The sequence below is a fragment of the Endozoicomonas sp. ALE010 genome (assembly GCF_049310165.1).
Taxonomy (GTDB): Bacteria; Pseudomonadota; Gammaproteobacteria; order Pseudomonadales; family Endozoicomonadaceae; genus Endozoicomonas.
Genome location: NZ_JBLYNV010000018.1, coordinates 1 through 25,506, shown reverse-complemented (window position 1 = coordinate 25,506; position 25,506 = coordinate 1). Strand labels below are relative to the sequence as shown.

Annotated in this window: 20 protein-coding genes and 1 pseudogene; 14 read left to right on the top strand and 7 right to left on the bottom strand. The window is 49.2% G+C overall.

Translation table 11 applies throughout. The features are described 5' to 3' along the window. The first annotated feature begins 42 nt into the window (after positions 1–42). The 6 genes from radA to glgB all read left to right on the top strand — a co-directional run bounded on the left by radA (position 43) and on the right by glgB (position 10,927). Entirely contained in the window at positions 43–1,416 is a 1,374-nt protein-coding gene (gene radA / locus ACO6UY_RS09880) for a DNA repair protein RadA (RefSeq protein ID WP_422450409.1), read from the top strand. A gap of 224 nt (positions 1,417–1,640) precedes the next feature. Continuing rightward, a complete protein-coding gene (gene glgX / locus ACO6UY_RS09875; RefSeq protein WP_422489777.1) occupies positions 1,641–3,788 on the top strand; it encodes a glycogen debranching protein GlgX in 2,148 nt (715 codons plus the stop codon). 270 nt (positions 3,789–4,058) lie between these two features. Then, on the top strand, positions 4,059–5,720 hold the full coding sequence (gene pgm / locus ACO6UY_RS09870) for a phosphoglucomutase (alpha-D-glucose-1,6-bisphosphate-dependent) (protein WP_422489776.1): 1,662 nt from the start codon (positions 4,059–4,061) through the stop codon (positions 5,718–5,720). A gap of 173 nt (positions 5,721–5,893) precedes the next feature. Further along, positions 5,894–7,117 carry a glucose-1-phosphate adenylyltransferase gene (gene glgC, locus ACO6UY_RS09865; protein ID WP_422450412.1) on the top strand — a complete coding sequence of 408 codons (1,224 nt, stop codon included), beginning with the start codon at positions 5,894–5,896 and terminating at the stop codon, positions 7,115–7,117. Then, positions 7,107–8,555 (top strand): glycogen synthase, encoded by a 1,449-nt coding sequence (locus ACO6UY_RS09860; protein ID WP_422489774.1) that lies wholly within the window; start codon positions 7,107–7,109, stop codon positions 8,553–8,555. The genes glgC and ACO6UY_RS09860 overlap by 11 nt, the downstream gene beginning before the upstream one ends. A gap of 143 nt (positions 8,556–8,698) precedes the next feature. Continuing rightward, positions 8,699–10,927: a 1,4-alpha-glucan branching protein GlgB gene (gene glgB / locus ACO6UY_RS09855; protein WP_422450414.1), complete on the top strand. Its 2,229-nt coding sequence runs from the start codon at positions 8,699–8,701 to the stop codon at positions 10,925–10,927. Between the two features lie 45 nt (positions 10,928–10,972). Here glgB and ACO6UY_RS09850 read toward each other — a convergent pair whose 3' ends face one another. Both ACO6UY_RS09850 and ACO6UY_RS09845 read right to left on the bottom strand, forming a co-directional pair. Further along, positions 10,973–11,656: a DUF2726 domain-containing protein gene (locus tag ACO6UY_RS09850; protein ID WP_422489772.1), complete on the bottom strand. Its 684-nt coding sequence runs from the start codon at positions 11,654–11,656 to the stop codon at positions 10,973–10,975. Positions 11,657–11,998: 342 nt separating this feature from the next. Further along, complete coding sequence (locus ACO6UY_RS09845) at positions 11,999–12,295, bottom strand: cold shock domain-containing protein (protein ID WP_269675240.1); 297 nt, start codon at positions 12,293–12,295, stop codon at positions 11,999–12,001. 431 nt (positions 12,296–12,726) lie between these two features. Here ACO6UY_RS09845 and ACO6UY_RS09840 point away from each other — a divergent pair, with 431 nt between their 5' ends. The 8 genes and pseudogenes from ACO6UY_RS09840 to ACO6UY_RS09805 all read left to right on the top strand — a co-directional run bounded on the left by ACO6UY_RS09840 (position 12,727) and on the right by ACO6UY_RS09805 (position 19,203). Next, positions 12,727–13,593 carry a cation diffusion facilitator family transporter gene (locus ACO6UY_RS09840; protein ID WP_422489770.1) on the top strand — a complete coding sequence of 289 codons (867 nt, stop codon included), beginning with the start codon at positions 12,727–12,729 and terminating at the stop codon, positions 13,591–13,593. Positions 13,594–13,731: 138 nt separating this feature from the next. Then, positions 13,732–15,132 carry an ankyrin repeat domain-containing protein gene (locus ACO6UY_RS09835; RefSeq protein ID WP_422489768.1) on the top strand — a complete coding sequence of 467 codons (1,401 nt, stop codon included), beginning with the start codon at positions 13,732–13,734 and terminating at the stop codon, positions 15,130–15,132. A gap of 835 nt (positions 15,133–15,967) precedes the next feature. Then, a complete protein-coding gene (locus ACO6UY_RS09830; protein WP_422489766.1) occupies positions 15,968–17,092 on the top strand; it encodes a hypothetical protein in 1,125 nt (374 codons plus the stop codon). Continuing rightward, a pseudogene (locus ACO6UY_RS09825) lies at positions 17,043–17,189 on the top strand (ankyrin repeat domain-containing protein); the annotation flags it as partial. The gene ACO6UY_RS09830 and the pseudogene ACO6UY_RS09825, both read left to right, overlap by 50 nt. A 9-nt stretch (positions 17,190–17,198) precedes the next feature. Continuing rightward, on the top strand, positions 17,199–17,438 hold the full coding sequence (locus ACO6UY_RS09820; protein WP_422489798.1) for a hypothetical protein: 240 nt from the start codon (positions 17,199–17,201) through the stop codon (positions 17,436–17,438). A gap of 7 nt (positions 17,439–17,445) precedes the next feature. Then, a complete protein-coding gene (locus ACO6UY_RS09815) occupies positions 17,446–17,595 on the top strand; it encodes a hypothetical protein (RefSeq protein ID WP_422489764.1) in 150 nt (49 codons plus the stop codon). A 260-nt stretch (positions 17,596–17,855) separates the two neighbouring features. Continuing rightward, positions 17,856–18,071, top strand: coding sequence for a hypothetical protein (locus ACO6UY_RS09810; RefSeq protein WP_422489762.1), 216 nt, complete (start codon positions 17,856–17,858; stop codon positions 18,069–18,071). A 94-nt stretch (positions 18,072–18,165) separates the two neighbouring features. Further along, on the top strand, positions 18,166–19,203 hold the full coding sequence (locus ACO6UY_RS09805; RefSeq protein WP_422489760.1) for a hypothetical protein: 1,038 nt from the start codon (positions 18,166–18,168) through the stop codon (positions 19,201–19,203). 141 nt (positions 19,204–19,344) lie between these two features. Here the strand turns inward: ACO6UY_RS09805 and ACO6UY_RS09800 are convergent, their stop codons facing one another. From ACO6UY_RS09800 to ACO6UY_RS09780, 5 genes are all read right to left on the bottom strand, one after another. Then, the gene (locus ACO6UY_RS09800; RefSeq protein ID WP_422489759.1) at positions 19,345–19,872 is read right to left on the bottom strand and encodes a hypothetical protein; all 528 of its coding nucleotides are present in this window, start codon (positions 19,870–19,872) and stop codon (positions 19,345–19,347) included. Between the two features lie 122 nt (positions 19,873–19,994). Continuing rightward, positions 19,995–20,747, bottom strand: a complete 753-nt coding sequence (locus ACO6UY_RS09795) for a hypothetical protein (protein ID WP_422489757.1) — start codon at positions 20,745–20,747, stop codon at positions 19,995–19,997. Positions 20,748–21,022: 275 nt separating this feature from the next. Next, a complete protein-coding gene (locus ACO6UY_RS09790; protein WP_422489755.1) occupies positions 21,023–22,159 on the bottom strand; it encodes a hypothetical protein in 1,137 nt (378 codons plus the stop codon). Positions 22,160–22,492: 333 nt separating this feature from the next. Beyond that, a complete protein-coding gene (locus tag ACO6UY_RS09785) occupies positions 22,493–24,046 on the bottom strand; it encodes a SpoVR family protein (RefSeq protein ID WP_422460077.1) in 1,554 nt (517 codons plus the stop codon). Further along, positions 24,033–25,322, bottom strand: a complete 1,290-nt coding sequence (locus ACO6UY_RS09780; RefSeq protein WP_422468485.1) for a YeaH/YhbH family protein — start codon at positions 25,320–25,322, stop codon at positions 24,033–24,035. Before ACO6UY_RS09780 ends, ACO6UY_RS09785 begins: the two co-directional genes overlap by 14 nt. Positions 25,323–25,506 lie beyond the last annotated feature (184 nt).

Here is a 25,506-nt window from a genome sequence, read left to right as displayed (position 1 = left end):
TACTGAGCAGTTAGACTCAATCTATTTACGCAAAGACTCTTCATGGCAAAAGCAAAATCCCGAAAAGCATACGTTTGTACCGAATGTGGCAGCGAAGCCGCCAAATGGCAGGGGCAGTGTCCGGACTGTAAAGCCTGGAACACCTATAAAGAAGTCAATCTCGGACCGGCCGCCTCTCCCTCCATTGCTGCCAGTAACAAAGCCGGTTTTGCCGGTGCTCTCTCTGAGCTGAAAACCCTCAGCGAAGTGGATGTGGAAGAAGCACCCCGCTTCTCCAGCGGCATGACGGAGTTTGACCGGGTGCTCGGTGGCGGTTTTGTCAAAGGCAGTGCGGTGCTGATTGGTGGTCACCCGGGGGCCGGTAAAAGTACCATCCTGCTGCAGGTGCTCTGTCACGTTGCCCAGTCCATGAATGCCCTTTATGTCTCTGGCGAAGAGTCACTGCAGCAGATTGCTGCCCGGGCCCAGCGATTAGGACTGCCCACCAATAACCTGAAAATGCTGGCGGAAACCTCCGCAGAAAATATTGTCGCGGTGGCCGAGCAGGAAAAGCCCGGCATTATCGTTATCGACTCCATCCAGGTGATGTATATGAACGGAGTGGACTCCGTGCCCGGTGGTGTTGGCCAGGTCAAAGAGTCTGCCGCTTTCCTGACCCGTTATGCCAAACAGAGTGGTACGGTATTGCTGATTGTCGGCCACGTCACCAAAGACAACTCTCTGGCCGGCCCCATGACTCTGTCCCATATCATTGATACCCAGATCATGCTGGGCAATACCGATGATTCCCGCTTCCGTATGATGCGGGCCACCAAAAACCGGTTTGGTCAGGTGAACGAGCTGGGTATTTTTGCCATGACCGAAACCGGCATGAAGGAAGTGAAAAACCCATCGGCCATTTTCCTGTCCCGCACCCAGGAGGCGACTTCGGGCAGCATTATTTCTGTATTGTGGGAAGGTACCCGGCCTCTGCTGGTTGAGATACAGGGGCTTGTGGTGGAATCCCAACTGGGAAACCCTCGTCGTGTAACTGTCGGCGTGGAGCAAAACCGTCTGGCCATGCTGCTGGCCATTCTTACCCGGCACGGTGGCATTTTCACCAGTGACCAGGATGTGTTTCTTAACGTAGTGGGTGGCGTAAAGATCACAGAAACCAGCGCTGACCTGGCCAGCCTGCTGACTGTGGTTTCCAGCCTGCGGGATACACCGCTGCCTCAGGACCTGGTGGCCTTTGGTGAGGTGGGGCTGGCCGGGGAAATCCGTCCGGTGGCCAATGGTCAGGAGCGTCTGGTTGAGGCTGCCAAGCATGGCTTCAGCCGTGCTATTGTTCCTGCCGCCAATCAGCCCAGAAAACCGATTCCCGGTTTGACAGTGATTGCCGTGAAAAAATTATCGGAAGCGCTGGAAGCTATTTAGGAGTTGTCTGGAAATAACTTCCCTATTTTCATTGCCTGACTCCGTTCGGACTGAGCTTGTCGAAGTTCGGTGGCACGACCCTTCGACAAGCTCAGGGTGAACGGAAATCGGGAACTTATTAAAAGACAATTCCTTAGCTGTCGGGGTATTTTCAACAGCAGTAGTTATTGCTGGTGAATCAAATTAAAATTCAACCCATTCCAATAAGTTGGTGTCTCGGATACATGAATCAGCCACAAATAACCTTAGAATCACTTGGCCCGGGAAGTTGTCACCATCTGGGGGCTAACTTTCTGAATCAGCAGCTGCACCCGGAGTTTCCTGACTCAGCGGTGGGGGTGAACTTTGCGGTGTATGCACCAGAAGCGTCAGCCATGATGCTGTGTCTGTTTGACAGCGCCGGGGTGGAGCAGCGCATTCCCATGTATGGCCCTGAAAAGGGCATCTGGCATGTATTGGTTAAAGGGGTGCAGGAAGGTCAGGTCTATGGCTATCGCGCCGATGGCCGCTGGGCACCTGATGTGGGGTTGCGCTTCAATATTCATCAACTGCTGCTGGATCCTTATGCCCGTGAAGTTAAAGGGGGGATTAACTGGCAGCCTGCCGTCTATGATTACTCCGGCAAGGAAAGAAGTCAGTGGTCGTTCAATGATCAGGACAACGGCCATTTGCTGCCCAAATCGGTAGTTCGGACCGATCAGTTTGACTGGCAATCTGTTACCAGGCCTGAACTCCCCCATGAAGACAGTATTATTTATGAGAGCCATGTCAGGGGCTTTACCCGTCAGCACCCCAATATTCCCGAAGCTCTGCGGGGGACTTATCTGGGGATGTGTCATCCTGTCGTTATTGATTATCTGAAGGGGCTGGGCATCAATACGGTTGAGCTGTTGCCGGTGACCAGTTTTCTCAGTGAGCCAAGATTGCGGAAGCTGGGGCTGAAAAACTACTGGGGCTATAACCCGCTCTGCTTTATGGCACCTGAGCCGTCATATGCTATGGATGATCCGGTGGATGAACTGAAGACAATGGTTCGTGAATTGCATCGTGCCGGTATCCGGGTAGTGATGGATGTTGTTTACAACCATACCTGTGAAGCGGGATCGGATGGTCCATGCCTGAGCCTGCGAGGGTTGGCTGAGAAAGATTACTATTTGCTGGATCACCATGGTGGTCATCTGGTGTCTACCAACTACAGTGGTTGTGGGAATACGCTGAATTTTGACAGCCCACAAACCATCAAACTGGTGATGGATAGCCTCAGGTATTGGGCTGAGCACTATCAGATCGATGGTTTCCGTTTTGATCTGGCACCGACCATGGCCAGACGACATCGGAAGTTTGATGCTCACAGCGCATTCTTTCAGACCGTATTTCAGGATCCGATTCTTTCGACCCGGCAGATGATTGCAGAACCCTGGGACCTGGGGCCTGAAGGTTATCGCCTGAGAGGTTTCCCAAGGGACTGGCATGAGTGGAATGACCGTTATCGCGGTGGTATACGATCATTCTGGCGTGGTGACAAAGACCAGGTGGTGGATATCGCCTGGCGTCTGACCGGCTCCAGAGATATTTTCGGGCCAGGCAGACCGGCTGGAAGTGTTAACTATATCTGCGGTCATGATGGTTTTACCCTGCGCGACCTGGTGTCGTTTGAGCACCGGCACAACCTCGCTAATGGTGAGGGCAACCGGGACGGTGACCAACATAATCTCTCCTGGAATTATGGCGTTGAAGGGGCGTCCAGTGACCCTGCTATTCAACAGCTGCGGCTGCGTGTACGAAAAAACCTGCTGGCGACGCTGATGTTTTCCCGCAGTATCCCTATGCTGATGGCGGGTGATGAGTTTGGTAACAGTCAGCATGGCAATAATAATGTTTACTGTCAGGATAATCCCATTGGCTGGGTTGACTGGTCGTGGTTGGCTGGAAACGGCAATAGTGATGAGAATCCTGATGGTGCCGAGCTGCAACAGTTCACCTCAATGCTTATTCATCTACGCAAGTCAGAGCCATTGCTGGGCATTCGTTATCAGACAGATGACAGGCAGTGGCACAGCGCTGAGCTTGAATGGTTTAATACTGAAGGCGTACCTCTGACCGCAGCAATGCTGCCTGATGAGCGTGGTCGTGCACTGGAGATGCGCTATCGCTGCCCTGTGGATAGCCAGTCCAGCCTGGTGCTATTGGTCAATAATGAGGCTGAAACCCGGCGCTTTAACTTGCCTGATAGTGGCAATGCCGTTCGCTGGCAAAGAGTTTTATCCACGGATCTGGATAATGGAGAAGCTTTCCGGGAAGAGGTGATTTTGAATCAGGGGTGGTACGAGGTGCCGGGGCACAGTGTTGTGGTGGTGAAAGAATTGGTCTGAAAACCTTTCATTATTTCATAATAACGGGGTTGGGGTAAGTTAGTGATTAACGGCAATGCATCCCTGTAGAATAGTCGGTATCGTGAGCATAATCACTTACTCACAGACTGATGCTCTACTTTATTTTTGTGTTGGCGGGCGGTTTTCTCTGTTAGCTTCTGAAAGTAAATAAGGCAGTTGCCTTGTATTTTCATGGTTAGCAAATATTGGTTGTATTTGCTGTCGGCCAGCCAGGGCATTCTCTGCCATTTTTACTAATGAGGAACCGCCATGCACCCCCTCGCAGGCCAACCCGCAACCGATGATCTTCTGGTTAATATTCCCCGACTGGTCAGTGACTATTACACGATACGGCCCGATCAGGCAGAAAGCAGTCAGCGTGTCGCTTTTGGCACATCGGGTCATCGTGGCACGTCTGCCAATGGTTCGTTCAATGAAGCCCATATTCTGGCGATCAGTCAGGCAATCTGTGAATATCGTCGTGCGCAGGGAATAGAAGGCCCTGTTTTTGTTGGCATGGATACCCATGCGCTTTCTGAGTCGGCGTTAATCAGTGCTGTGGAAGTGTTTGTTGCCAATGGCCTGGATGTCATGATCGATCAGGAGCGTGGCTATACGCCAACGCCGGTTATTTCCCATGCCATCGTTTCCTATAATCGCAGGCGCTCTTTATCGGCTGATGGCTCTAAGCTGGCGGACGGGGTGGTCATCACCCCTTCCCACAATCCACCGGAAGATGGCGGTTTTAAATATAACCCGCCCCATGGTGGCCCGGCAGGTAGTGATATTACCGGCTGGGTGGAAAAACGGGCCAATGAGCTGATCGGTGAAAACCTGTCTGGCGTTAAAAGAATCTCTTTTGAACAGGCGCTAAGATCCGGCAAGGTTCACAAGTATGACTTCGTTACGCCTTATGTGAATGACCTGGAAAATGTGCTGGATATGGCGGCCATTGCCAACGCTAAACTGAGCATTGGTGTTGATCCTCTGGGCGGTTCAGGTTTGCACTATTGGGCACCTGTTGCGGATCGTTATGGTCTTGACCTGACGCTGGTCAGCAAGAAAATTGATCCGACCTTTTCGTTTATGCACCTTGATAAGGATGGCCGGATCCGTATGGACTGTTCATCCTCCTCCGCCATGGCCGGACTGATCAACCTCAAAGATGACTTTGCTATTGCTTTCGGGAATGACCCGGACTTTGATCGCCACGGTATTGTGACCCGTGGTCATGGATTGCTGAATCCAAACCACTATCTGGCTGTCGCCATCCAGTATCTCTATACCCACCGTCCGCAATGGTCACCAGAGGCGACGATCGGCAAGACGCTGGTTTCCAGTGCCATGATTGATCGTGTCGCCAATGGTCTGGGTCGTACCGTGACTGAAGTTCCGGTCGGGTTTAAGTGGTTTGTTGATGGTCTCTCAGCAGGCACTATGGCATTTGGCGGCGAAGAGAGTGCCGGAGCCTGTTTCCTGCGCCGGGATAGTAATACCTGGTGTACCGATAAGGATGGTTTCATCATGGCGCTGCTGGCGGCAGAAATTACCGCCGTTACCGGGCGTGACCCTGGCGAACATTATCAGGAGCTTACCCGGAAATACGGTGCTCCGGTTTATCAGCGGCTCGATGCTGTAGCCAATGATGCCCAGAAGAAAGTGCTTGCTGCATTGAGTCCAGAACAGGTTAAAGCAGAAAAACTGGCGGGTGATCCTATCATTGCCCGTTTAACCCACGCACCTGGCAATGGTGCCGCCATTGGCGGTCTGAAAGTGGTTACCGAGCGGGGCTGGTTTGCAGCCAGACCTTCCGGAACCGAAGCCGTTTATAAGATTTATGCTGAAAGCTTTGAAGGGAAAGAGCACCTTTCCCATCTGCAGAGTGAAGCTCAGGAGATTATCGCCGAAGTCTTTAAGGCAAATGGTGTTTGAGGTGAGCTGAATCAGCCTGACATCGGAATGCTTTGTCTGAGGCTGGCAATAGGGGGGGCTGGCTTTCGGCAGGAGGGGGATTCTTTCGGGGGATTGCTTGCAATGGCCCGGAATGGGTCAGGGATTGACCTTAATACTTTCAGATCGTAATGCATAAAACAGGAAAATCGACCATGGCTTCAGTCCTTTCCATGATCCTGGCCGGAGGGGTAGGGTCCAGGCTTGCTCCACTCACGAGCATAAGAGCAAAGCCAGCGGTTCCTTTTGGCGGACAATATCGAATCATCGACTTTGTGCTGAGTAATTTTGTGAATTCCGATCTTCACAAGATTTATCTGATTACTCAGTTCAAGTCGCACTCACTGAGCAAACACCTGCAACGTTGCTGGCGTATTGCCGGTCTGGCGGATAAGTTTATTGATACGCTGCCAGCCCAGATGAATACCGGCAGTGACTGGTATCAGGGCACCGCGGATGCGGTGTATCAAAACCTGAATCACATTGAGTCGCACAACCCCGATCTGGTTTGTGTCTTTGGTGGTGATCATATCTACACCATGGATGTGCGGGATATGGTTCAGTATCACCAGCAACACAGTGCTGACTTGACCGTTGCGGCGATTCCCGTACCGGTTAATCAGGCCCATCACTTCGGTATAATCGAGGTTGATGAAGATGGTCGTATGATCGGTTTTGCCGAAAAGCCAAAGGATGATGTGAAGACCATTCCCGGCAATCCGGACTTTGTGCTGGCTTCAATGGGGAATTATGTATTCACCAAAGAGTGTCTGGTGCAAGAGCTGCTGGATGATCACGCCAATGAAGGGTCTGACCACGATTTTGGCAAAAACATCATTCCATCCCTTTACCCACGGGCAAAAGTCATGGTGTATGACTTCTCCGGAAATACAGTTCCCGGGGGCAAAAATAACGGCTACTGGCGCGATGTAGGTACCATTGATTCATTCTGGGAAGCGAATATGGATCTGCTGACCAGTGAACCGCCCATCGACCTGCATAATCAGGGCTGGCCGATTCGTACCTATATTCCACCCTATCCACCGGCCCTGATTGCTTTTGATCGTGAAGAGCGTAAAGGTCAGATCAACAACTCCATGGTGGGTGTGGGTTGCGTATTCTATGACATTTATATGCATCGCAGTGTGGTGGGTTACAACGTCAAAATTGGCGACAATACTCACATATCTGAATCGGTTATTCTTCCCAATGTCACCATCGGTGAAGATGTCGTATTGAACCGGGTTATTGTGGATAAGCGTGTAGAAATTGCACCGGGAACCCGCATCGGTGTTGATCGTGAAGAGGATCTTAAACGCTTCAAGGTCACTGATTCTGGTCTGGTGGTTATTCCCAGAGGAGCAAAAGTTGGGTTCTGATTTAAACATACTTTTTGCGGTATCAGAGCTGGCAGGTATTGTCAAAACCGGAGGGCTGGCCGATGTGGCCGGCGCTCTCGGGCCCTGGATGCGCAAGCTCGGAAATGATGTCCGGGTGATTATGCCCGCCTACCGTCAGGCTCTGGAAGCGTTGACAACGGATGTTGCCGGAGCTGGAGAAGTTTGTCTCGGCTCACAGGGAAAAATGGGTTTTGCCATAAGACAGGGAACGTTTGAAGGTGTCCCTGTTTACCTGATTGAGCATAACCATTACTTTGACCGCAGTGGTCTCTACACCCATGAGGGTGAAGGTTTTGGTGATAACACTGAGCGATTTGCTTTTTTTTGTAAAGCGGCACTTCAGGTCTGCCGGATTTTAAGCTTTAAGCCGGATATTATTCATGGCCATGACTGGCAGTCAGCACTTCTGCCTTACTACCTGAAAACCCATGAGTCTGGCAATGCTTTCTTTGCTGATACACGGACTGTCCTGACCATTCACAATGGTGCCTATCAACAGCATACTGACCGTGCTTTACTGGACGTGTTGGGGATCGATCACCACTGGTATACCCCGGATTTTTTTGAAGACCATGGGCATATTAATCTGCTCAAGGGCGGTATTGCCTTTGCTGATAAAATTACTACCGTGAGTCCAAGGTATGCTGAAGAGCTCCAGACAGATCTTGGATCTCATGGCCTTGCCTATATCATCGGGCGAAGAAAACAGGATTTTTCCGGTATTCTTAATGGCTGTGATTATCAACAGTGGAACCCTGGAACAGACGCTTTGCTGCCAGCCAATTACTCCCTGCATGATCTTTCTGGCAAGGCGGTCTGTAAGCAGGCTTTGCAGGAACAACTGCAGTTACCGGTGAGCACCGATAAACCTCTGTATGGGCTGGTCAGTCGTCTTGCCGGGCAGAAAGGTTTTACTTATCTGATACCAGCCCTGTGGCAGTTTTTGCAGGATGATGTTCAGGTTGTACTCCAGGGGGCAGGTGAGCGGACTATTGCCGCTGAGCTGAGCCGGTTGGTCAGTGCCTTCCCCGACAAGTGTCGCTTTGTTAAGGCTTATGACAACCGTCTGGCGCATCTGATTGAAGCAGGCTCTGATTTCTTCCTGATGCCTTCATTGTTTGAGCCCTGCGGCCTTAACCAGATGTACAGCATGAAGTACGGTACCCTGCCCATTGTTCGGGCGGTTGGTGGGCTGGTGGACACCGTTAAAGGCTATAATTCAGCTGGCGGGGAGGCAACCGGGTTTATGTTTGATTCGGCTGATAGTGATGCCCTGTTGCATTGTCTTAATCAGACCAATGTCGTTTATCAGGATGGGCAACTGATGAGTCGATTGGTGGTTAATGCCATGAATGAGTCATTTACCTGGGAGCAGTCTGCCCTGGATTACCTTGAGGTTTATCGGTCAGCCTCCTAGCGACAAGCCCCGGAGTGGCTTATCTTGAAGGAAAGGCGGAAGGCTGAGGTGCTCAGTCTTCCAGACACAAGTTTTCCCTGTCTTCCCGGGAGTCCGTCTGGTTTTGTCGACAGGCAATTTTTGCACTGAAATAAAGCAACACTATGAATATCGCTGTATCTTCCAAAACATCATCAACGCCAAAGGCTGCCATAAAGCCTGTGGTGGCGGATCTGGCTAACAGTCAGTGTGCAACTCCTTTTGATCAGCTGGGGTTGCATCCTCATCCGCAAGGAAAAGGTCTGGTCATTCGCGTATGGCGTCCGGATGCAACCATGGTCGAGGTGTTTGATCACCACACCGGCAAGCTGCTTGGCGAAATGAGCCGCAATGAGGCTGGTGTCTTTGAGCTGCATCTGTCCAGAAGAAAAAAGCCGTTTCTTTATCAGTTGGCGATCCATTGGGCAAATGGCCACCGCTTTGTGGTTTATGACCCATACTGTTTTGGGGAATATATTCTTGCCCAGTCAGATATTGAGTCGGATGGCCTCTATCGACACCTCGGGGCACAGGTGGTCTCCCATAAGATCAACAGCAAACTGAATATACAGGGTGTGTTGTTTAAGGTTTACGCGCCTTATGCCCGGTCAGTGAGTATTGTGGGAAGCTTTAATGGCTGGGATGACCGGCTCCATCCAATGGCCAGTGCGGATGATGGCATCTGGCGACTGTTTGTGCCCGGCGTTCAGGCTGGCGATCAGTATAAATACGCTATCCGTGATTATCACGGCAATTCGCTGCCACAGAAAACCGATCCGTTCGCCCGCCATATTGAGCAGTGGCCCGGACTGGCTTCTGTCGTACAGGGCGTCGATAGCTATGCCTGGCAAGACCAGCTGTGGATGGGTAAAAGAAAAGACAAGGCAGATAAAGAGCAGCCCTTCTCTATCTACGAAGTCCATGCGGGCTCATGGAAAAGAAAAGAGAACGGTGACTTCCTGAACTTTCGTGAACTGGCCGATGAGCTGATTCCTTATGTGATGGATATGGGCTTTACGCATGTTGAGTTGCTGCCTGTGTCGGAGCATCCGCTGTTTGATTCCTGGGGTTATCAGCCGGTTGGTCTTTATGCGTCCAGTAGCCGTTATGGTTCGCCGGATGATTTCCGCTATTTTGTTGATCAGTGTCACCAGAAAGGTCTTGGTGTCATTCTGGATTGGGTGCCTGCGCACTTTCCCAATGATGAGCATGGGCTGGCCAGGTTTGACGGCTCTTCACTTTATGAGCATCCGGATCCTCGTCGTGGCTGGCACCCTGACTGGCAAACCTGTATTTATGATTTTGGCAAGCCCTGGGTTCAGGACTTTCTGATCAGTAATGCCCTTTACTGGCTGGATGAATTTCATATTGATGGCCTTCGTGTCGACGCGGTTGCCTCCATGCTCTACCTGGATTACTCACGAGGTCAAGGTGAGTGGGAGGTCAATATTCATGGTGGTAATGAGAATCTTGAAGCCGTGGCTTTCCTGAAGAAGTTTAATGAGAAGGTACACGCTGCATTCCCGGATGTGATGACTATTGCGGAGGAATCAACCAGCTGGCCAGGTGTTTCCAAAGCGGTTGCAGACGGTGGGCTTGGGTTTGACTTCAAATGGAACATGGGATGGATGAATGACACGCTTGAGTATATGAAACTCGATCCTGTCTATCGCCAGCACCATCATGGGCAGATGACGTTCAGTACGGTTTATGCCTGGAGTGAAAATTTTGTTCTACCCCTGTCCCACGATGAAGTCGTTCATGGGAAGGGCACTATTCTGACCCGTATGCCTGGTGATGATTGGCAGCGTTTTGCCAACCTGAGGGCTTACCTGGCATTTATGTATGCGCATCCCGGTAAAAAGCTGCTCTTTATGGGCACTGAACTGGGCACCCATAACGAGTGGAATCAGAATGCTGAGCTGGACTGGGGCTTGCTGGACAATCCAGAGGGTTTCAGTGTGGGGGTTCAGAAGCTGGTTAAAACCCTTAACCAGCTGCATGGCTCAGAGCCTGCGATGTTTGAGCAGGATCTCAAGGCAGAAGGTTTTGCCTGGACCACCGGGGATGACAGGAGCCAGAGTGTGCTGGTGTTTCGTCGCTATGATAATGAAGGGAACTCAGTACAGGTTATCTGTAACCTGACGCCGGTTGTTCGTGACAGCTATCGCGTTGGTGTTCCAGAGGTTGGTCGCTATTGTGAAATTTTGAACACCGATAATACCTGCTTTGGCGGCAGCGGTGTTTCAGTCGGCGAGCTGCTTGAAACTGAGGAAATCCCGATGCATCATTTGCCATACAGTCTTTCTCTGACATTGCCGCCTTTGGCCACCGTGATCCTTAAGTGCTCCTGATCTGGATTCAAGGAACTGGCTACATCTGGTAGCCAGTTCTGTTGATCACGAGTGAACCATTCTGGCACCTTTGCAGCTTGGGTAGGTGCTGCATACCCAGCACTCCAGGCCTGCCTGAGGGCCTTTTTTAAGTGTTCGCAGTCGCATGGGGCTGTGGCATTTGGGGCATTGTGGATCAACAATGGTCTCGACTTCGGCAATAGCTTCCCTTGGGGTGGGGAGCTCGTAATCAGGAGTGCCTTCCTCGGTAAATCCGCAGGTGGCGAGAACGGTACGTCGCAATTCGGTAACATCCCGCCAGGGCTTCATATCATATTCCAGCAATGGCAGTTCTGCCGCTGCACAGAGCTGGCGTAATAGCTTGAACTCTTTTGAGTTGGACTTTGTGTTGTAGGGGATCAGGTTGATCACACAACAGATTTCCATCTTTTTGCGGTGATAGAGCACAAAGTCAAATCGACGGTTTTTTTTGATATTCAGTGCCATGGCGGTCCGGCTGAACCTGCCAGCTGCAAGAACGTCACCAACGGGCAAAGAAGGCAAAACCATTAAGTGACTGCGAACGGCAATATCCAGCTGACCGAAAAAAGCACGCTTATCCTGGTCGAAAAGAGGGGTGTTGGGTTTGGCTTTGAAAGGGCTGAAAGTCAGCCATAGAAACCAGGCAATCGCTGCAATAAATACTACCAAAGAGCCTGAAACAACGAGGGAAAAACTGTCCAGCAGCACTGCACTACCTTGTCTTGAATTTATGAGTCAATGATTGATAAAAACGTGGCTCTTTCAAAAGCGTCAACAATGGCCACCCCATGAAAACGTATTGGAGAACGAGAAGACCTGTATGACTAATCATTGGCGATGCAGAAAGTGCACTTGTGGTTTTTAACCGGCATGAGTAACCGGAAAAGAGCAGTCCTGATCATCCAGACATTCTTTTTATAAAAGAGTGACTGGAAATAATAGCAACAAATATTCTTTTGTCATAATAGGTGTTTCTCCACAATGTGTAGCACTGTGGAGAGTGACACAAGGCTATCTGGCAAAAGAGTATTCGGGTGGCCTGGCACCAGTTTAAACCGGGAATGACTCTTCCTGAGTAGCACTCTGAGTGCTTTCAGTGCCATTACCGTTGTCGGGTACGACTTTCGTGGCGATAAGACCTTTGGGACCATGGCCAATCTCAAAGCTGACAACCTGGCCTGCTTTCAGTGTTTTAAAGCCGTCCATATCAATGACAGAGTAATGAATGAGAACATCCTGATTCTCTGTCGCTTCCTGCGCCTGGATAAATCCATACCCTTTGGGGTTATTAAACCACTTGACTGTACCTACCAGCATAGCTTCCATTTCCTTCTTGGTCGCTTCCATACAGCTTGAATCCTTAAATATTACATTGAAGGAACTGCTGGGAAACTGCAACCCTTGTTGTTTTATTTTTTGGCATTTTTTTATGGTTATTCATAAAAAGTGTCGTCCTTGCCACTTTGTTCCCTTTACCTATGTTGAAATCCATCTCGATAAATGGAACTGAACCACAGATTTCCAGAAAAGGGAACTTACAATATAACATCATAAATTGTGCTTTTAATAGCCCTGTTCAGGCTTTATCTGCTGATATATCGGGCTTTTTCAGTTTTTTATTGGTGGGGTGTTGTGCATGGAGCAACGTCTGTGCTCGCACACACTGGTCAATAAGGTACGACAGGTGACTTTTTATAGAGAGGAGGCTGTGGTTATTTTCAGCTGTATCAGCACAAAAGGCTACAATTAAAGCCTCTGGATATGGTGAGTAAACCTCCATGGACCAGCATAATGATTATGATTCCGTTGGTGATGGAAAGCTGATCCTTGCCCTGCTTATCAAGCTTTTCCTGAGTGGTGTTCAGGTCGTTGGGGGAAGCGTTGCCGGAAGCCTCTCCCTGATCGCAGACTCGCTGCATAACCTGGGTGATGCCGGTGCAATTCTGGTTGCTGTCATTGCCAGGCGAATAGGTTGCAAGTCAGCAGATAAACACATGACCTACGGATACAAAAGGGCAGATATTCTCGGGGCTTTAATAAACAGTGTATTTTTACTGGTGGTGGGGGGGTATCTGATCTGTGAGGCCACAGGTAAGTTTTTTTACCCCAGGGAAGTTGATGGCTGGATTGTGCTGTCGGTTGCCGGTGTTGCCCTTCTGGTTAACATCACCACATCGCTGCTGACTTTCAAGGCTGGAGCCAGAAGCGATATCAATATCAATGCGGTCTTTATTCACAGTGCTTCCGATGCGGTTGCTTCTCTGGTAGTCATCGTAGCGGGTGTGCTGATCATCAACTACCAGCTCTATATTTTTGATGTGATAGCCACCATCGGGATATCAGTCTACGTGATCTTTAATGGCGCGATTCTGTTGAGGCGCTGCATTATTATTCTTATGCAGGGGGTTCCGGGCGGCATCGATATTGAACAGATCAGGGCGGCCCTGGAAAGCATTGAGGGGGTAAAAAGAGTAGGGTGCATGCACGTCTGGCAGCTGGATGACAAAAAGATCTTCTTTGAAGGCCGTATCCTCTTGAATGGCGCGGAGCCTGAAACAATTAAACGAAAAATCCGGGTGGCGTTACGGCACCAGTTCTGTATTAATCATACGACTCTGGAAACAAAAAGCAGCCGTCGTATATAACATCAAAACCATGGCCTTTGGTAAGAAATTGTCACGAAATAATTAAATGGTCTAATCCAATGTTTGAACTTTATCTTGTGGCAAAACTCTGAACTCTAATGTTGAACCATAGAGTCGAGGGGATAACTGGCTATGAATATGCCATCAATTTCTGCCCAAAGCACAACTGTGACCCAACCTCAATGCCATGGCGATCAAGAGGGAGAAAGCGCCAACGTAGCACCGGTAAAATTTGATCGCTGGATGATCAGTTTAAGCGAGATTGACAGTTTCCTGCGGGGCAAGGACCATGAGGCGGTTGAGAGAATCGCAGAGCGTATGTGCACAAGGGCGGAGCACCAGAAAGGTACGAAATCCTTCAATTTGAGTAACCCGGAAAAAGATTCTGGTGCCTGCGCTCTACCGGTGGATGACAGCCAGGGATACAGCCAGAAGCAAAAGGTCAAGAGCGTTACTGGCTTGATCCTCAGGCTCCAGTCAGGAGTGCACCAGTTGCTTGATGAAGTCAACGGCCATTTTGCCGAAGAGCCGTTCACCGGGACTAAAGAGGCCTCCCATGCAGGTGATGGTAACAAAATTGAAGACCATGGCTTGCCAGAATTCAGTGGCCTTCCTGCCAGGCAACCCGACCTGGCTTATCAGCCTGTTGAACTGCCGTCATCGTCTTTTGCGATGGCTGATCCAGCACCAACGCCATCAGCTCCACCGCCCTCTTATGATGCCCTTTCAGCTGAGATTGGAACAAAGTTAGCCCATTTGAGTGCTCATATGGATCGATTGATGGCGGATCCGTGGGGGGATGATCAGATAACAGAGTGTCGAAATCAGATGCAGTGGATCAAGGGAGAGCTGAACAATTTAGAATCGTTAGGGCTTAAACATTTTCTTCCCGGAAAATTCAAAGAGGCCAGTAAGCAGTTTGAGGAGCTTAAGTTAAAGGATTTTCATCATCGTTTGGATAGTCAACAAGCCAGTGCTGCTGTAAACAGTCAAGGCCACACAGACACCGTCAAGGCCAAGGTATTGTCGAACAGTGTCCGATCCAAGCGCCTTCGGGATTTTCACGATGCTGCCTGCAGGGGCAACACATCGTTGATCATTAAATTACTGAAGGTTGACCCCTTACTGGCCAAAGAGAAGAATAACTTTGGCTCAACGGCTCTCCGCTTAGCTGCTAATAATGGCAAGACAGGGGCCATCCAGACATTGCTGGACTTTGATTGCTCACTGGCCAAAGAGAAGAATAACGCTGGCGAAACGGCTCTCCACGGAGCTGCTCTCTTTGGCCAAACAGAGGCCATCAACAAATTGCTGGAGATGGACCCCTCCCTGGCCAAAGAGAAGGGTAAAGATGGCCAGACGGCTCTCCACACAGCTGTTAATTATCGCCGAACACAGGCACAGGCCATCCGGACATTGCTGACCAAAGCCCCCTTCCTGGCCAGAGAGAATAATAACAGAGGCCAAACGGCTCTCGACTTGGCTAACCGGTATGACCTAACAGATTGCAAGAAAGTTCTTGAAGACTATGGAGCCTGACCACCATCGGGCTACGTTCAACAGCTGTAAAATGCATAGCCTGCCATTTTCAAGTGCATCCAGCGCAGAAGTGTTCTCAATGTTTGCTGCCACAGATGACAACAGCCAAATGCATGTTTGAGTTGTTGAAACATAGGCTCAACTCAACTGGCCACCGCTTTGCATAACCCCGAAGTACATCAAGCCCTTCGTGCTCTGTATTGGTTGAGATAAAGATTCTTTTTTCAGTCAGCCCCTTATCATTCTCAAAACGGCTCCAGACAACCCGAACATCTCCCCCATTGAGGAATTTTGCCCTGCAAATCAGAGTACGATATCGCCCGGCGCGATACTTGCCATACATCCACAACATGGCCTTGTGCTCAGGGAGTTCCCTACCTTCCCGGCTGGCATTCTGGGATAAGGAAGTTATTCAGTATTACATAACAAATGTCGTTTAAAAGATGGTTGGCACCTATAACCTATCCCCATCGCCCGGAACTAATTACCTGAAACCAAGTTTGAACTTTGTCTTGTGGCAAAACTCTAATCATTGAACCTTAGAGTCGAGGGGGGGCTTGCTATTAATTTGCCATCAATTCCTGCCCAGAGCACAGCTGCGGCCCAATCCCAATTTCATGGCGATCATAGGCGCGAAAGCGCCAGCGCCGCCCCGGTAAAGTTTGATCGCTGGATGATCAGTTTAAGCGAGATTGACAGTTTCCTGCGGGGCAAGGACCATGAGGCGGTTGAGCGTATCGCAGAGCGTATGTGCATAAGGGCGGAGCACCAACAAGGTACGAAATCCTTCAATTTGAGTAACCCGGAAAAAGATTCTGGTGCCTGCGCTCTACCGGTGGATGACAGCCAGGGATGCAGCCAGGAGCAAAAGGTCAAGAACGTTACTGGCTTGATCCTCAGGCTCCAGTCAGGAGTGTACCAGTTGCTTGATGAAGTCAACGGCCATTTTGCCGAAGAGCTGTTCACCGGGACTAAAGAGGCATCCCCGGGTGATGGCAATATCGTGGCAGAAGACAGTGGCTCAATGGGCTTCAGTGGGCTCCCTGCCGGTCAACCAGATTCGGCTTATCAGTCTGCTACACTGCCTTCATCGTCTTTTGCGACGGCTGATCCAGCGGCAACGCCGGTAGCTCCAACGACCTCTTATGATGCCCTTTCGCATGAGGCTGAAACAAAGTTAGCGTATTTGAGTGCTCAGATGGAACGATTGATGGGGGGGCAGTGGGGGGATGGTCAGATAACAGAGTGTCGAAATCAGATGCAGTGGATCAAGGGAGAGCTGAACAGTTTAGATACGTTGGGGCTTAAACATTTATCTGGAAAATTCAGGGAGGTCAGGAAGCAATTTGAGGAGCTACAGGTAAAGGATTTTCATCACCGTTTGGATAAGCTGGAAGAGGTCGTCAACATAGGGAGCAGCAAGGATATACAGTCCATTGGACGCGACAATAGTGAAAAACGAGTATTGGACGCAATGGGGGCTCGGTTTGAGCAAGCAAAATTAGAGCTGGCTGAGCTTCATTCTCAGTTCAATGAATTGAAAGAAAAACTACAACCCTGCAAGGGTAATATCAGTGATAGTCAACAAACAGCTACAAACAGTGAAGTTAAGAATAAGATAGATCCTCTTGAAAAAGAGTTTGGTGATTACTGGAAAGAATATTTTCGCAAGTCTAAATATCTGGATGAACAGTTTCTGCAATGCTCCAACTTAGACCTTTTTAGAGAGCAACACTTGGGTAAAATGATGGAGCTTAGGGATTTCTATCTTCAGTCATCAGAAGCAGCAAAAGTACTGATCATAAAATTCGTTGGTATACCAGCCTATGAAAATGAGCATCTGATGCTTAACAGGCATATTGAACATATGCTTACGCGGATCGAAGTTCTGAACAAACAGATCTATCAACATGATCAGGAAGAGAACCGGGAAAAACGATCTGGTTGTATGCAATCCTGAATTTAGCCTGGTCAATGAAAAGGATAACGATGGCTGGACACCCCTAAAATGCGCAGCCAGAAACGGCCATGACAAGTGTCTGTGGTGGTTGATTGCTAGCAAGGGAATGAAAATTACGCTTCTAAACGCTCCTCCATGGAGCGGGCAAACCAAGGTTCTGGATGAGGTACTGGGTACCCTGAATACACTGCAGGAGCCTACAAAGTCTAAGGCCATCAAGCTGGTTCTGAATGTAGCCGACCAGGACGGTAAAACTCTGCTCTGCCGGGCTGCACAATCCGGGCACGAAAAAGTGGTAGCCTTGTTCCTGAATGCCTTGAATGGACTGGCGGAGAAAAAAGGCTGAGGCTACCATGACCGTGCTGAGTGCAGCAGACAGATTTGGCAGAACACCACTTTATATGGCTGCTGCTTTTGGCAACGCCAAGATCGTTACCCAGTTACTGACTGCCTTGCACAGACTGGCAAAAAAGAAAGGCCAAGGGCAATCGCTGCCCTGGTAAACGCTGCCGATCTGTTTGGGCAAACACCTGTCTCGCAAGCTCGCTCTCGCGGGCATTTGCAAATCGAAAGGCTTTTGACCAGAGCCTTCCCAAAGGCAGGCTTCACAGAGGGAGAAACAAGAGATACAAACGATGCCGGGCAGTCACGATGGTAATGACTCTCTCCAACAAAGGCGGGGAAACAGCCCTCCACGTGGCTGCTCAGAGCGACCAACGGGTTGTTGTGACGGAATTGCTGAATATCCTGGACATTCGAAGCAATGTTCGAAGCAATGATAAGTGCGGTCGTCACATTCAAAAGAACGCCACTGACCGCAGCTGTTGATAACGTCCACTGGGTCATCGTGGATCAGCTGATTAAGGCCTTCCCGCTCTTGAGTGCTGTTCTGGGCGGGCATAACCAAAGCGTAAAGCAGTTAATGCAAGCGTTGACAGCATTGCTGAGGGAGAAAAGCGGCTATCACCATCGTTTGTAAATAATTAAATCGTCTAATCCAATGTTTGAACTTTATCTTGTGGCAAAACTCTGAACTCTAATGTTGAACCTTAGAGTCGAGGGGATAACTGGCTATGAATATGCCATCAATTCCTGCCCAAAGCACAGCTGTGACCCAACCTCAATGTCATGGCGGTCAAGAGGGAGAAAGCGCCAGCGCAGCCCCGGTAAAGTTTGATCGCTGGGTGATCAGTTTAAGCGAGATTGACAGTTTCCTGCGGGGCAAGGACCATGAGGCGGTTGAGAGTATCGCAGAGCGTATGTGCACAAGGGCGGAGCATCAGCAAGGTACGAAATCCTTCAATTTGAGTAACCCGGAAAAAGATTCTGGTGCCTGCGCTCTACCGGTGGATGACAGCCAGGGATGCAGCCAGGAGCAAAAGGTCAAGAACGTTACTGGCTTGATCCTCAGGCTCCAGTCAGGAGTGCACCAGTTGCTTGATGAAGTCAACGGCCATTTTGCCGAAGAGGCGTTCACCGGGACTAAAGAGGCATCCCAGGCAGGTGATGGCAATAATATTGTGCCAGAAGACGATAGCTGGCCAGGATTCAGTGGGCTCCCTGTCGGTCAACCCGATTCGGCTTATCAGTTTGCTACACTGCCGTCATCGTCTTTTGCGACGGCTGATCCAGCGGCAACGCCGGTAGCTTCACCGTCCTCTTATGATGCCCTTTCGCCTCAGACCGAAACAAAGTTAGCGTATTTGAGTGGTCACATGGAACAATTGTTGGGGGGGCAGTGGGGGGATGGTCAGATAACGGAGTGTCGAAATCAGAGTAACCAGTTGGGCGAAGTAAAAAAGTGTTTTGGGGTTTGCAATGATATTAAATCATTAACTAACGAAAACCCGGACAAAGCTGAAGCTTTGATGACTACTTCAGTCAGTGATAGTCAACAAACTGCTGCTACAACAAGATGGAGAGCTGGGAACTTCTCATGTTACACAGGCTGGAGAGCTGGGAACTTCTCATGTTACACAGGACTTTATGAGTCGAAGAGGTTCTTGAAAGGAAAGCCTTATTTAATGAGGACAGTGCAGCATTTACCACCTCCCGGTACCAAAATATCCAGACAAGAACCGCATCGAGATGCAGATATGACTTTCATGTGACAAAATAATCATCTGTAGTGGATCGAGCTCGAGAAATCACCTGACAGGGATAAAGGGTATGAACGATTAGAGATTACAACGGGTTCCGTTATGCATTCCCACTGGGGGTGTGGGAACGAGGCATTTATCCATGTACTTAAGTCAAACTATTTGTGTACTGAATTCCAGCTTTTTATCGAATTGTTGCAGCTCGGAGATTTTTTGATCAATTGTTTCGCTTTTGTTATGGCTGGCGGATCCGGAGAGAGTAGAGAATGTGTTGTTTATCATCATGAGCTCTCCCATTGTCAAGTATGCTCTGCCTCTCATCGATAATGCATTGAATTCTGACAAGTTCTGGTCGATGGGGGTGGAAAGCAGGTTATTAGCTGCTTGCATCACCTCCTCCAGATTGTTCAAGAGCTGATCAGTATCACTTGCAAGCCAGGGAGCCACCAACGCAGAGGCAGCATTCTTCTTGCCAGGTTGCGTGTCCTGATTCCCAACAGGCAAAGCGACGGCTCTTTCCTGAAGGGAAGGGCCTGTGCTTTCTGACGGGCATTTAGAACATTCATTACCAGTAGTACTGGGTTTAACCTCCTTGTCACCAGCCTGGCCGACTTGTTCATCCCTTGATTGTGGGACATATTCTGCAAGAGCGGTAGTACTGGTTTGCGGTAGGTTAATCATTCCTGCTTTCCTCTTTGACTGAGTTAAGACTTGGGATGCTGTCGAGGTGAAGCTTTATGCTCTCCTGCTCTCTCAGACTTCATGGGGGCTGGTGGCAGTCAGAACAGCGTCAGGTTATATCTTTAACCGCGGACTGACCGATGTGATCGAAGATTTGATGGCCAATCAAAAATAACGTTCATATTTTCTTCGTCATCCAATTCATACGCTGCTTTCAGCCTGGAAACGTATTGGTTCAGCTCGGAGATTTTTTGTTCGATTGTTTCGCTGTCGCTGGGGAAATTTGGGTGAAGATGATGGAGATGTCCCAGTGAAGTGAGTGCTATGCCAGTCATTAGGTGTGCATCACGCTTTGACCAGTTTTGGTCAGGGGGATAGGAAAGTACTTCAGTAGCGCTTTTCAGAACCTCATCCCGCAGGGTGGTAGTTGAATGTATACTATAGTAATGATTAATCATTTTTGCAGAACTGCTAGCCTCGGAATTATTTTCGCCTGATATTGAAAGTGAACTAGTGTCGGGTATTTGTATCTCATTTCTGGTTTTAAATGTACTATCGTACATTGGGTGCAAACAACCGGACTCAATCAGCTCGAGTAAGTTGGAATAAGTATCAGCCAACAAGGCGAATTCCATGAAAGGAGAGTCAGCAATCGCCTTGAGCCGTGTGAAACGATCCCCAAAAAACATGTCAACGGTTCTTTTCTGAAGAGAATAACCTGCGATTTCTGGCGGGCATTCCGAATGTTCATTGTCAATATCACTGGGTTTAACCTCCCTGAGACCAGCAAAAGCACGGGCGAATGGCTCAGACTCTTTTGACGGCGGAACATCGGCCGCTGGAAGTAGAGTATTGGTTGGAGATAGTTTATTCATTTCTGTTTCCTGTGACGGCTGGGTAAAACCTTATGCGCTTCTGTTGTCAAACCGGTCTGGCAGTAGTCAGAAACGCGTGAGGTTATATCTTCAAAAAACGAACTGAACAATGTGATGGAGGATTCCATGGCCGGTATACTCAAGATTCATTGCAAGCTTTGAAGCATATAAATTTGAGATTTAGTTACTTTCTGATTTTGGACTAATAAAACAGGAAATAGTTCAAATGACCCGTCTGAATGCTCAAGAAATCACAGTGGAATGGATTAAACATCTTATTGCTGCTTACATGCCTCTTCCATCATTGGTTGAAGATCTTCTACGGTGGTCATTTTCTTCCCATTGGGTACGAAGATAATTGCTTCGTCAAGAGAGCCGATAGATCGTCCCTGGTACTCAGGAATTTTGCAGGCATTAAAATACATTTGCAGGTGTTCGTGAAAAATTGCACTCCCTGTAGCATTGTTGGTGTGCGTTGGCCTTTCGCCGATAAACAGTACAGGCTTGGTTATGCCCCAGGCTTTGAGTATTTGATAATCATCGAGATGTTCTTGTGAAAAATATTCTTCAAGCCTTGGCAAATATGTCGGTAGGGGGGGCCAGCTGATTACCAGAAAATCGGATCTATGCTGATATTTCACCACTGTATCGAGTGAGTTTTCATTCCGGACAACTATCGGTGGTGAAGCAGCAGCCGGGTGTTGATAATTGCTGTGGTTGTCACTTACCACCATCCTGAAACCATACTTTTTCAGAAAGTAAGAGAGATACCCCTTACCCCCCATCACTTCGATACCTCTCTTGCAGTTCAATGATCGCAGTTTCTCTGCCACAGGATTCAACCAGACGGACGACGGGGTAAAGTACAATCCAAATTCATCTTCCAATCGGCTGCTACCTCTAGCCTCTGCCAACAATGTATCTCTGAACAAGGCAAATAACTTAGGGCTCTCTGCGTTATGCATCGCATTAAATCTTTTGAGTCCCTCTTCATGGCCTCTGGTATGATATTCATCGGGTAAGTCGAACCGTTTGAGCTGATTAAAATAGTGCTCGTTGTTGTCTTGATAACGCCCAAGCGTCAGAATAAATTTAAGGTCATCGTCACTAAACTCACTGATGATCTCTAACAGTGTTTTCTGATCGATTACTGGAAGCAGATTCCTGAAGCACCTGTTTTTAAAACTGGTGCAATCAGACTTTGTTATATTATCTACTTTCGTTATTTTAAAATCAGACGTCTGTTTCGGCATCGCAGCAGCAGCCAGGGCACCACTTTCCTGTTCCTGTATGGCTACTGTACTCTTTGCAGCGACTGGCTTTGGAAACGAGTTATCATCTCCCTGACTGGGTGATGGCTTACGTGAACCAGCTATCGCCCTTGACGGCATATTTGCTACTAAATTATCCATCTTTACACATCTGCCTGGAAGATTTGTAAAACAGGTAGAGATATCTCTTAAATTCATTAACTCTGACTTTCATTCACTGGTTTGGTTCCATTGGTTGGTGAAATTTTTTTGGAGGTGCTTGCAGTCATTTAGCGCATTTGAATGCTTACATTGAGCGATTGAAGGGAGATCAGCAGGCGGATGATCAACGCAGAACTGGCCAGCATAGAACCATTGGAATTAAGAATTCCGGTTTGTCCGGTGAATAAACCCACTATTCACCGAACAAAATGGAATTTTTATCCTTAAATTTCTGCCATCCTTGATACAGTGTCGCCCGGGCGGGCGTTATTCTCAGACAGCCTCTGAAGATTGCTTCTCTTTAGGCAGTCTATGTTCATATTGAACAATATTTTCTTCGTCCACACACTCCAGTTTTACATCAAAGCCCCACAGGCGGTGAAGGTGTTTGATGATTTCACTGGTGCTGTTCTTATCAAGGGGCCTCCCTTTGTGCATGTAATGACGAAGGGTCAGTGAACGGTCACCACGGACATCGACGTTGTAGACCTGGATATTGGGCTCCCGGTTCCCCAGGTTGTATTGTGCGGCCAGGTTTTCCCTCAGCTGACGATAGCCTGTGTCATCATGGATGGCATCCACCTCAAGGTAAGGGTTAATTTCATTGTCGTCGATGCTGAACAGCCGCATATCCCGCATGACCTTAGGCGACAGGTACTGAAGAATGAAGCCTTCATCCTTGAAGTTCTGCATGGCGAAGTGCACCGCATCCAGCCAGTCAGTGTCGGCCAGGTCCGGGAACCACTGTCGGTCTTCATCTGTCGGATTCTCACAGATCCGGCGTATATCCCGGAAGATATTGAAGCCCAGGGTGTAGGGGTTGATGCCACTGTATCTTGGGTCATCAAAATCCGGCTGGAATACGACACTGGAGTGAGAGTGCAGGAACTCCATGATAAAGCCTTCGGTAATCAGGCCTTCGTCGTACATCTCATGCATCAGGTGGTAGTGCCAGAACGTTGCCCAGCCCTCGTTCATGACCTGGGTCTGTCTTTGCGGGTAGAAGTATTGGGCAATCTTGCGCACAATGCGGATAATTTCCCGCTGCCAGGTTTCCAATAGCGGCGCATTCTTTTCAATGAAGTACAGCAGGTTCTCTTCCGGATCCTTGGGGAAGCGTACGGTTTTTTTCTGCTGTTCAGTCTCGCGGACAGGGATGGTTCGCCAGAGATCATTCAGGTTGCGCTGAATATACTCCTCCCGCTCCTGTGAGAGTGCCTTTTCCTGCTCCGCAGACATAGGTGTTGCCCGAACATAGCGATTAACGCCCTGATTCATCAGGGCGTGGCAGGCATCCAGAATATCCTCGACGGCGCTGATGCCGTACTTCTCTTCGCATTTGGCCAGGTAGCTTTTAGCGAACAATAGGTAATCAATAATGGCACTGGCATCGGTCCACTGCCGGAACAGATAGTTACCCTTGAAGAAAGAGTTATGACCATAGCAGGCATGGGCAATCACCAGCGCCTGCATCGGCATGGTGTTTTCTTCCATGAGATAGGCTATGCAGGGATTGGAGTTGATCACTATCTCATAGGCCAGCCCCATTCTTCCCTGCTGGTAGTTCTGCTGGTTGCTGAGGAATGTCTTGCCATAACTCCAGTGGTTATACATCAATGGCATACCAACAGAGGAATAGGCATCGAGCATCTGCTCAGAGCTGATCACCTCTATCTGGTTGGGATAGGTATCCAGCCGGAACTTGTCGGCCAGCCGGGCAAACTCCCGGTCATAGGCCTCCAGCAACTCGAATGTCCAGTCGGAACCGGTGGAAAGCGGCTCTTTTCTTTTTTTCGGTGTTCTTACCGGTGCTTCAACTTCCAACATGACTTCCCTCCTTTTTCTCAAATAAGCGGCGGAAGGTTGGGTAAATGTCCGCATAGCTGCGGATCTGCTGCATGGCAAAATGTCCCGGATGTGCCTGCTCTATTGCCTTGTACTCATACCAGAGGTTCTGGTGATGGCGATCGGTGATCTCTACATAGGAGTAGTACTGACAAACCGGCAGCAACTTTTCCAGAATAATATCGTGACATTTACTGGAGTCGGCTTCCCAGTTATCGCCATCAGAGGCCTGGGCGATATAGATATTCCATTCGTTGGGGGAGTATCGGTCAGTGATGATTTCATCAGCCAGGCGCAGGGCTGTGGATACCACCGTTCCCCCGGTTTCCCTGGCGTAGAAGAAGTCATGCTCATCACACTCACGGGCTTCGCTGTGGTGCCGGATAAAGACGACTTCTACCGCTTCATAGTTTCTCTCCAGGAACAGATAGAGCAGCAGGAAGAAGCGCTTGGCCATGTCCTTTATTTCCCGGGTCATGGAGCCGGAAACATCCATCAGGCAGAACATCACGGCCTTGCTGGAAGGCTGGGGTACTTTGGCCATGTTATTGAAACGCAGGTCAAAATCATCAATAAATGGCAGGCGCTTCAATTTCTTGTTAAGTACATTGATCTCTTCACGGAGTCGGCGGGCCTGAAGCTGGTCAACTTCATCCGGGCTGACTTCCATTTCCCGCAGCTCTCGTTTCAGTGTTCTGATCACTTTCCGGTCTTTGCCAGAGAGTGCTATCCGCCGTGCATGGGCAGCACGCAGTGATCGGACCACGTTCAGGCGGTCAGGGGAACCGGCCGTGGTAAAACCTGCCCGCTTTAATTTATAGTCTGTGCTGTCTTTCAGCTCTTTCCTGACCAGATTCGGCAGTTCCAGATCATCAAACAGGTACTCCAGAAACTCATCACGATTGATCTGGAAGGCAAAGTCATCAGCGCCTTCACCGCTGTCACTGGCCTTGCCATCTCCTGTGCCCTGGCCACCACCGCCCGGTGGTCGCTGAATACGATCGCCCTGGTTAAACTCTTTATTACCCGGATGCACATGGCCATGATGCCCCCCCTGACCATGATGGAAAAAGGGTTCACTCAGATCTTTTTTTGGGATGGTAATATTGCTGCCGCTTTCAACGTCGGTGATTGAGCGTTGATCAACAGCACCCTGTACAGCCTCTTTGACCAGGCTGCGGTAACGCCTCAGAAAACGCTGTCGGTTGACAGTGCTCTTCTTTTTTCCGTTGAGGCGTCGGTCGATTATGATGCTCATAAAGACGCTCCCCCGATGGTTGCTAATGTTCGCTTAATAGAGAGTTGCCCTGGCTAATACAGGGCATAAGTAGCTAACCATATGAAATCATACATTTCTGACTCCTTGTTCAGGCACTCCCGGCAACTGCTCCTGCGTTGCTCTAGCTCCTGCATCCATGCAGTCGTGCTTCGTTACAACTCCG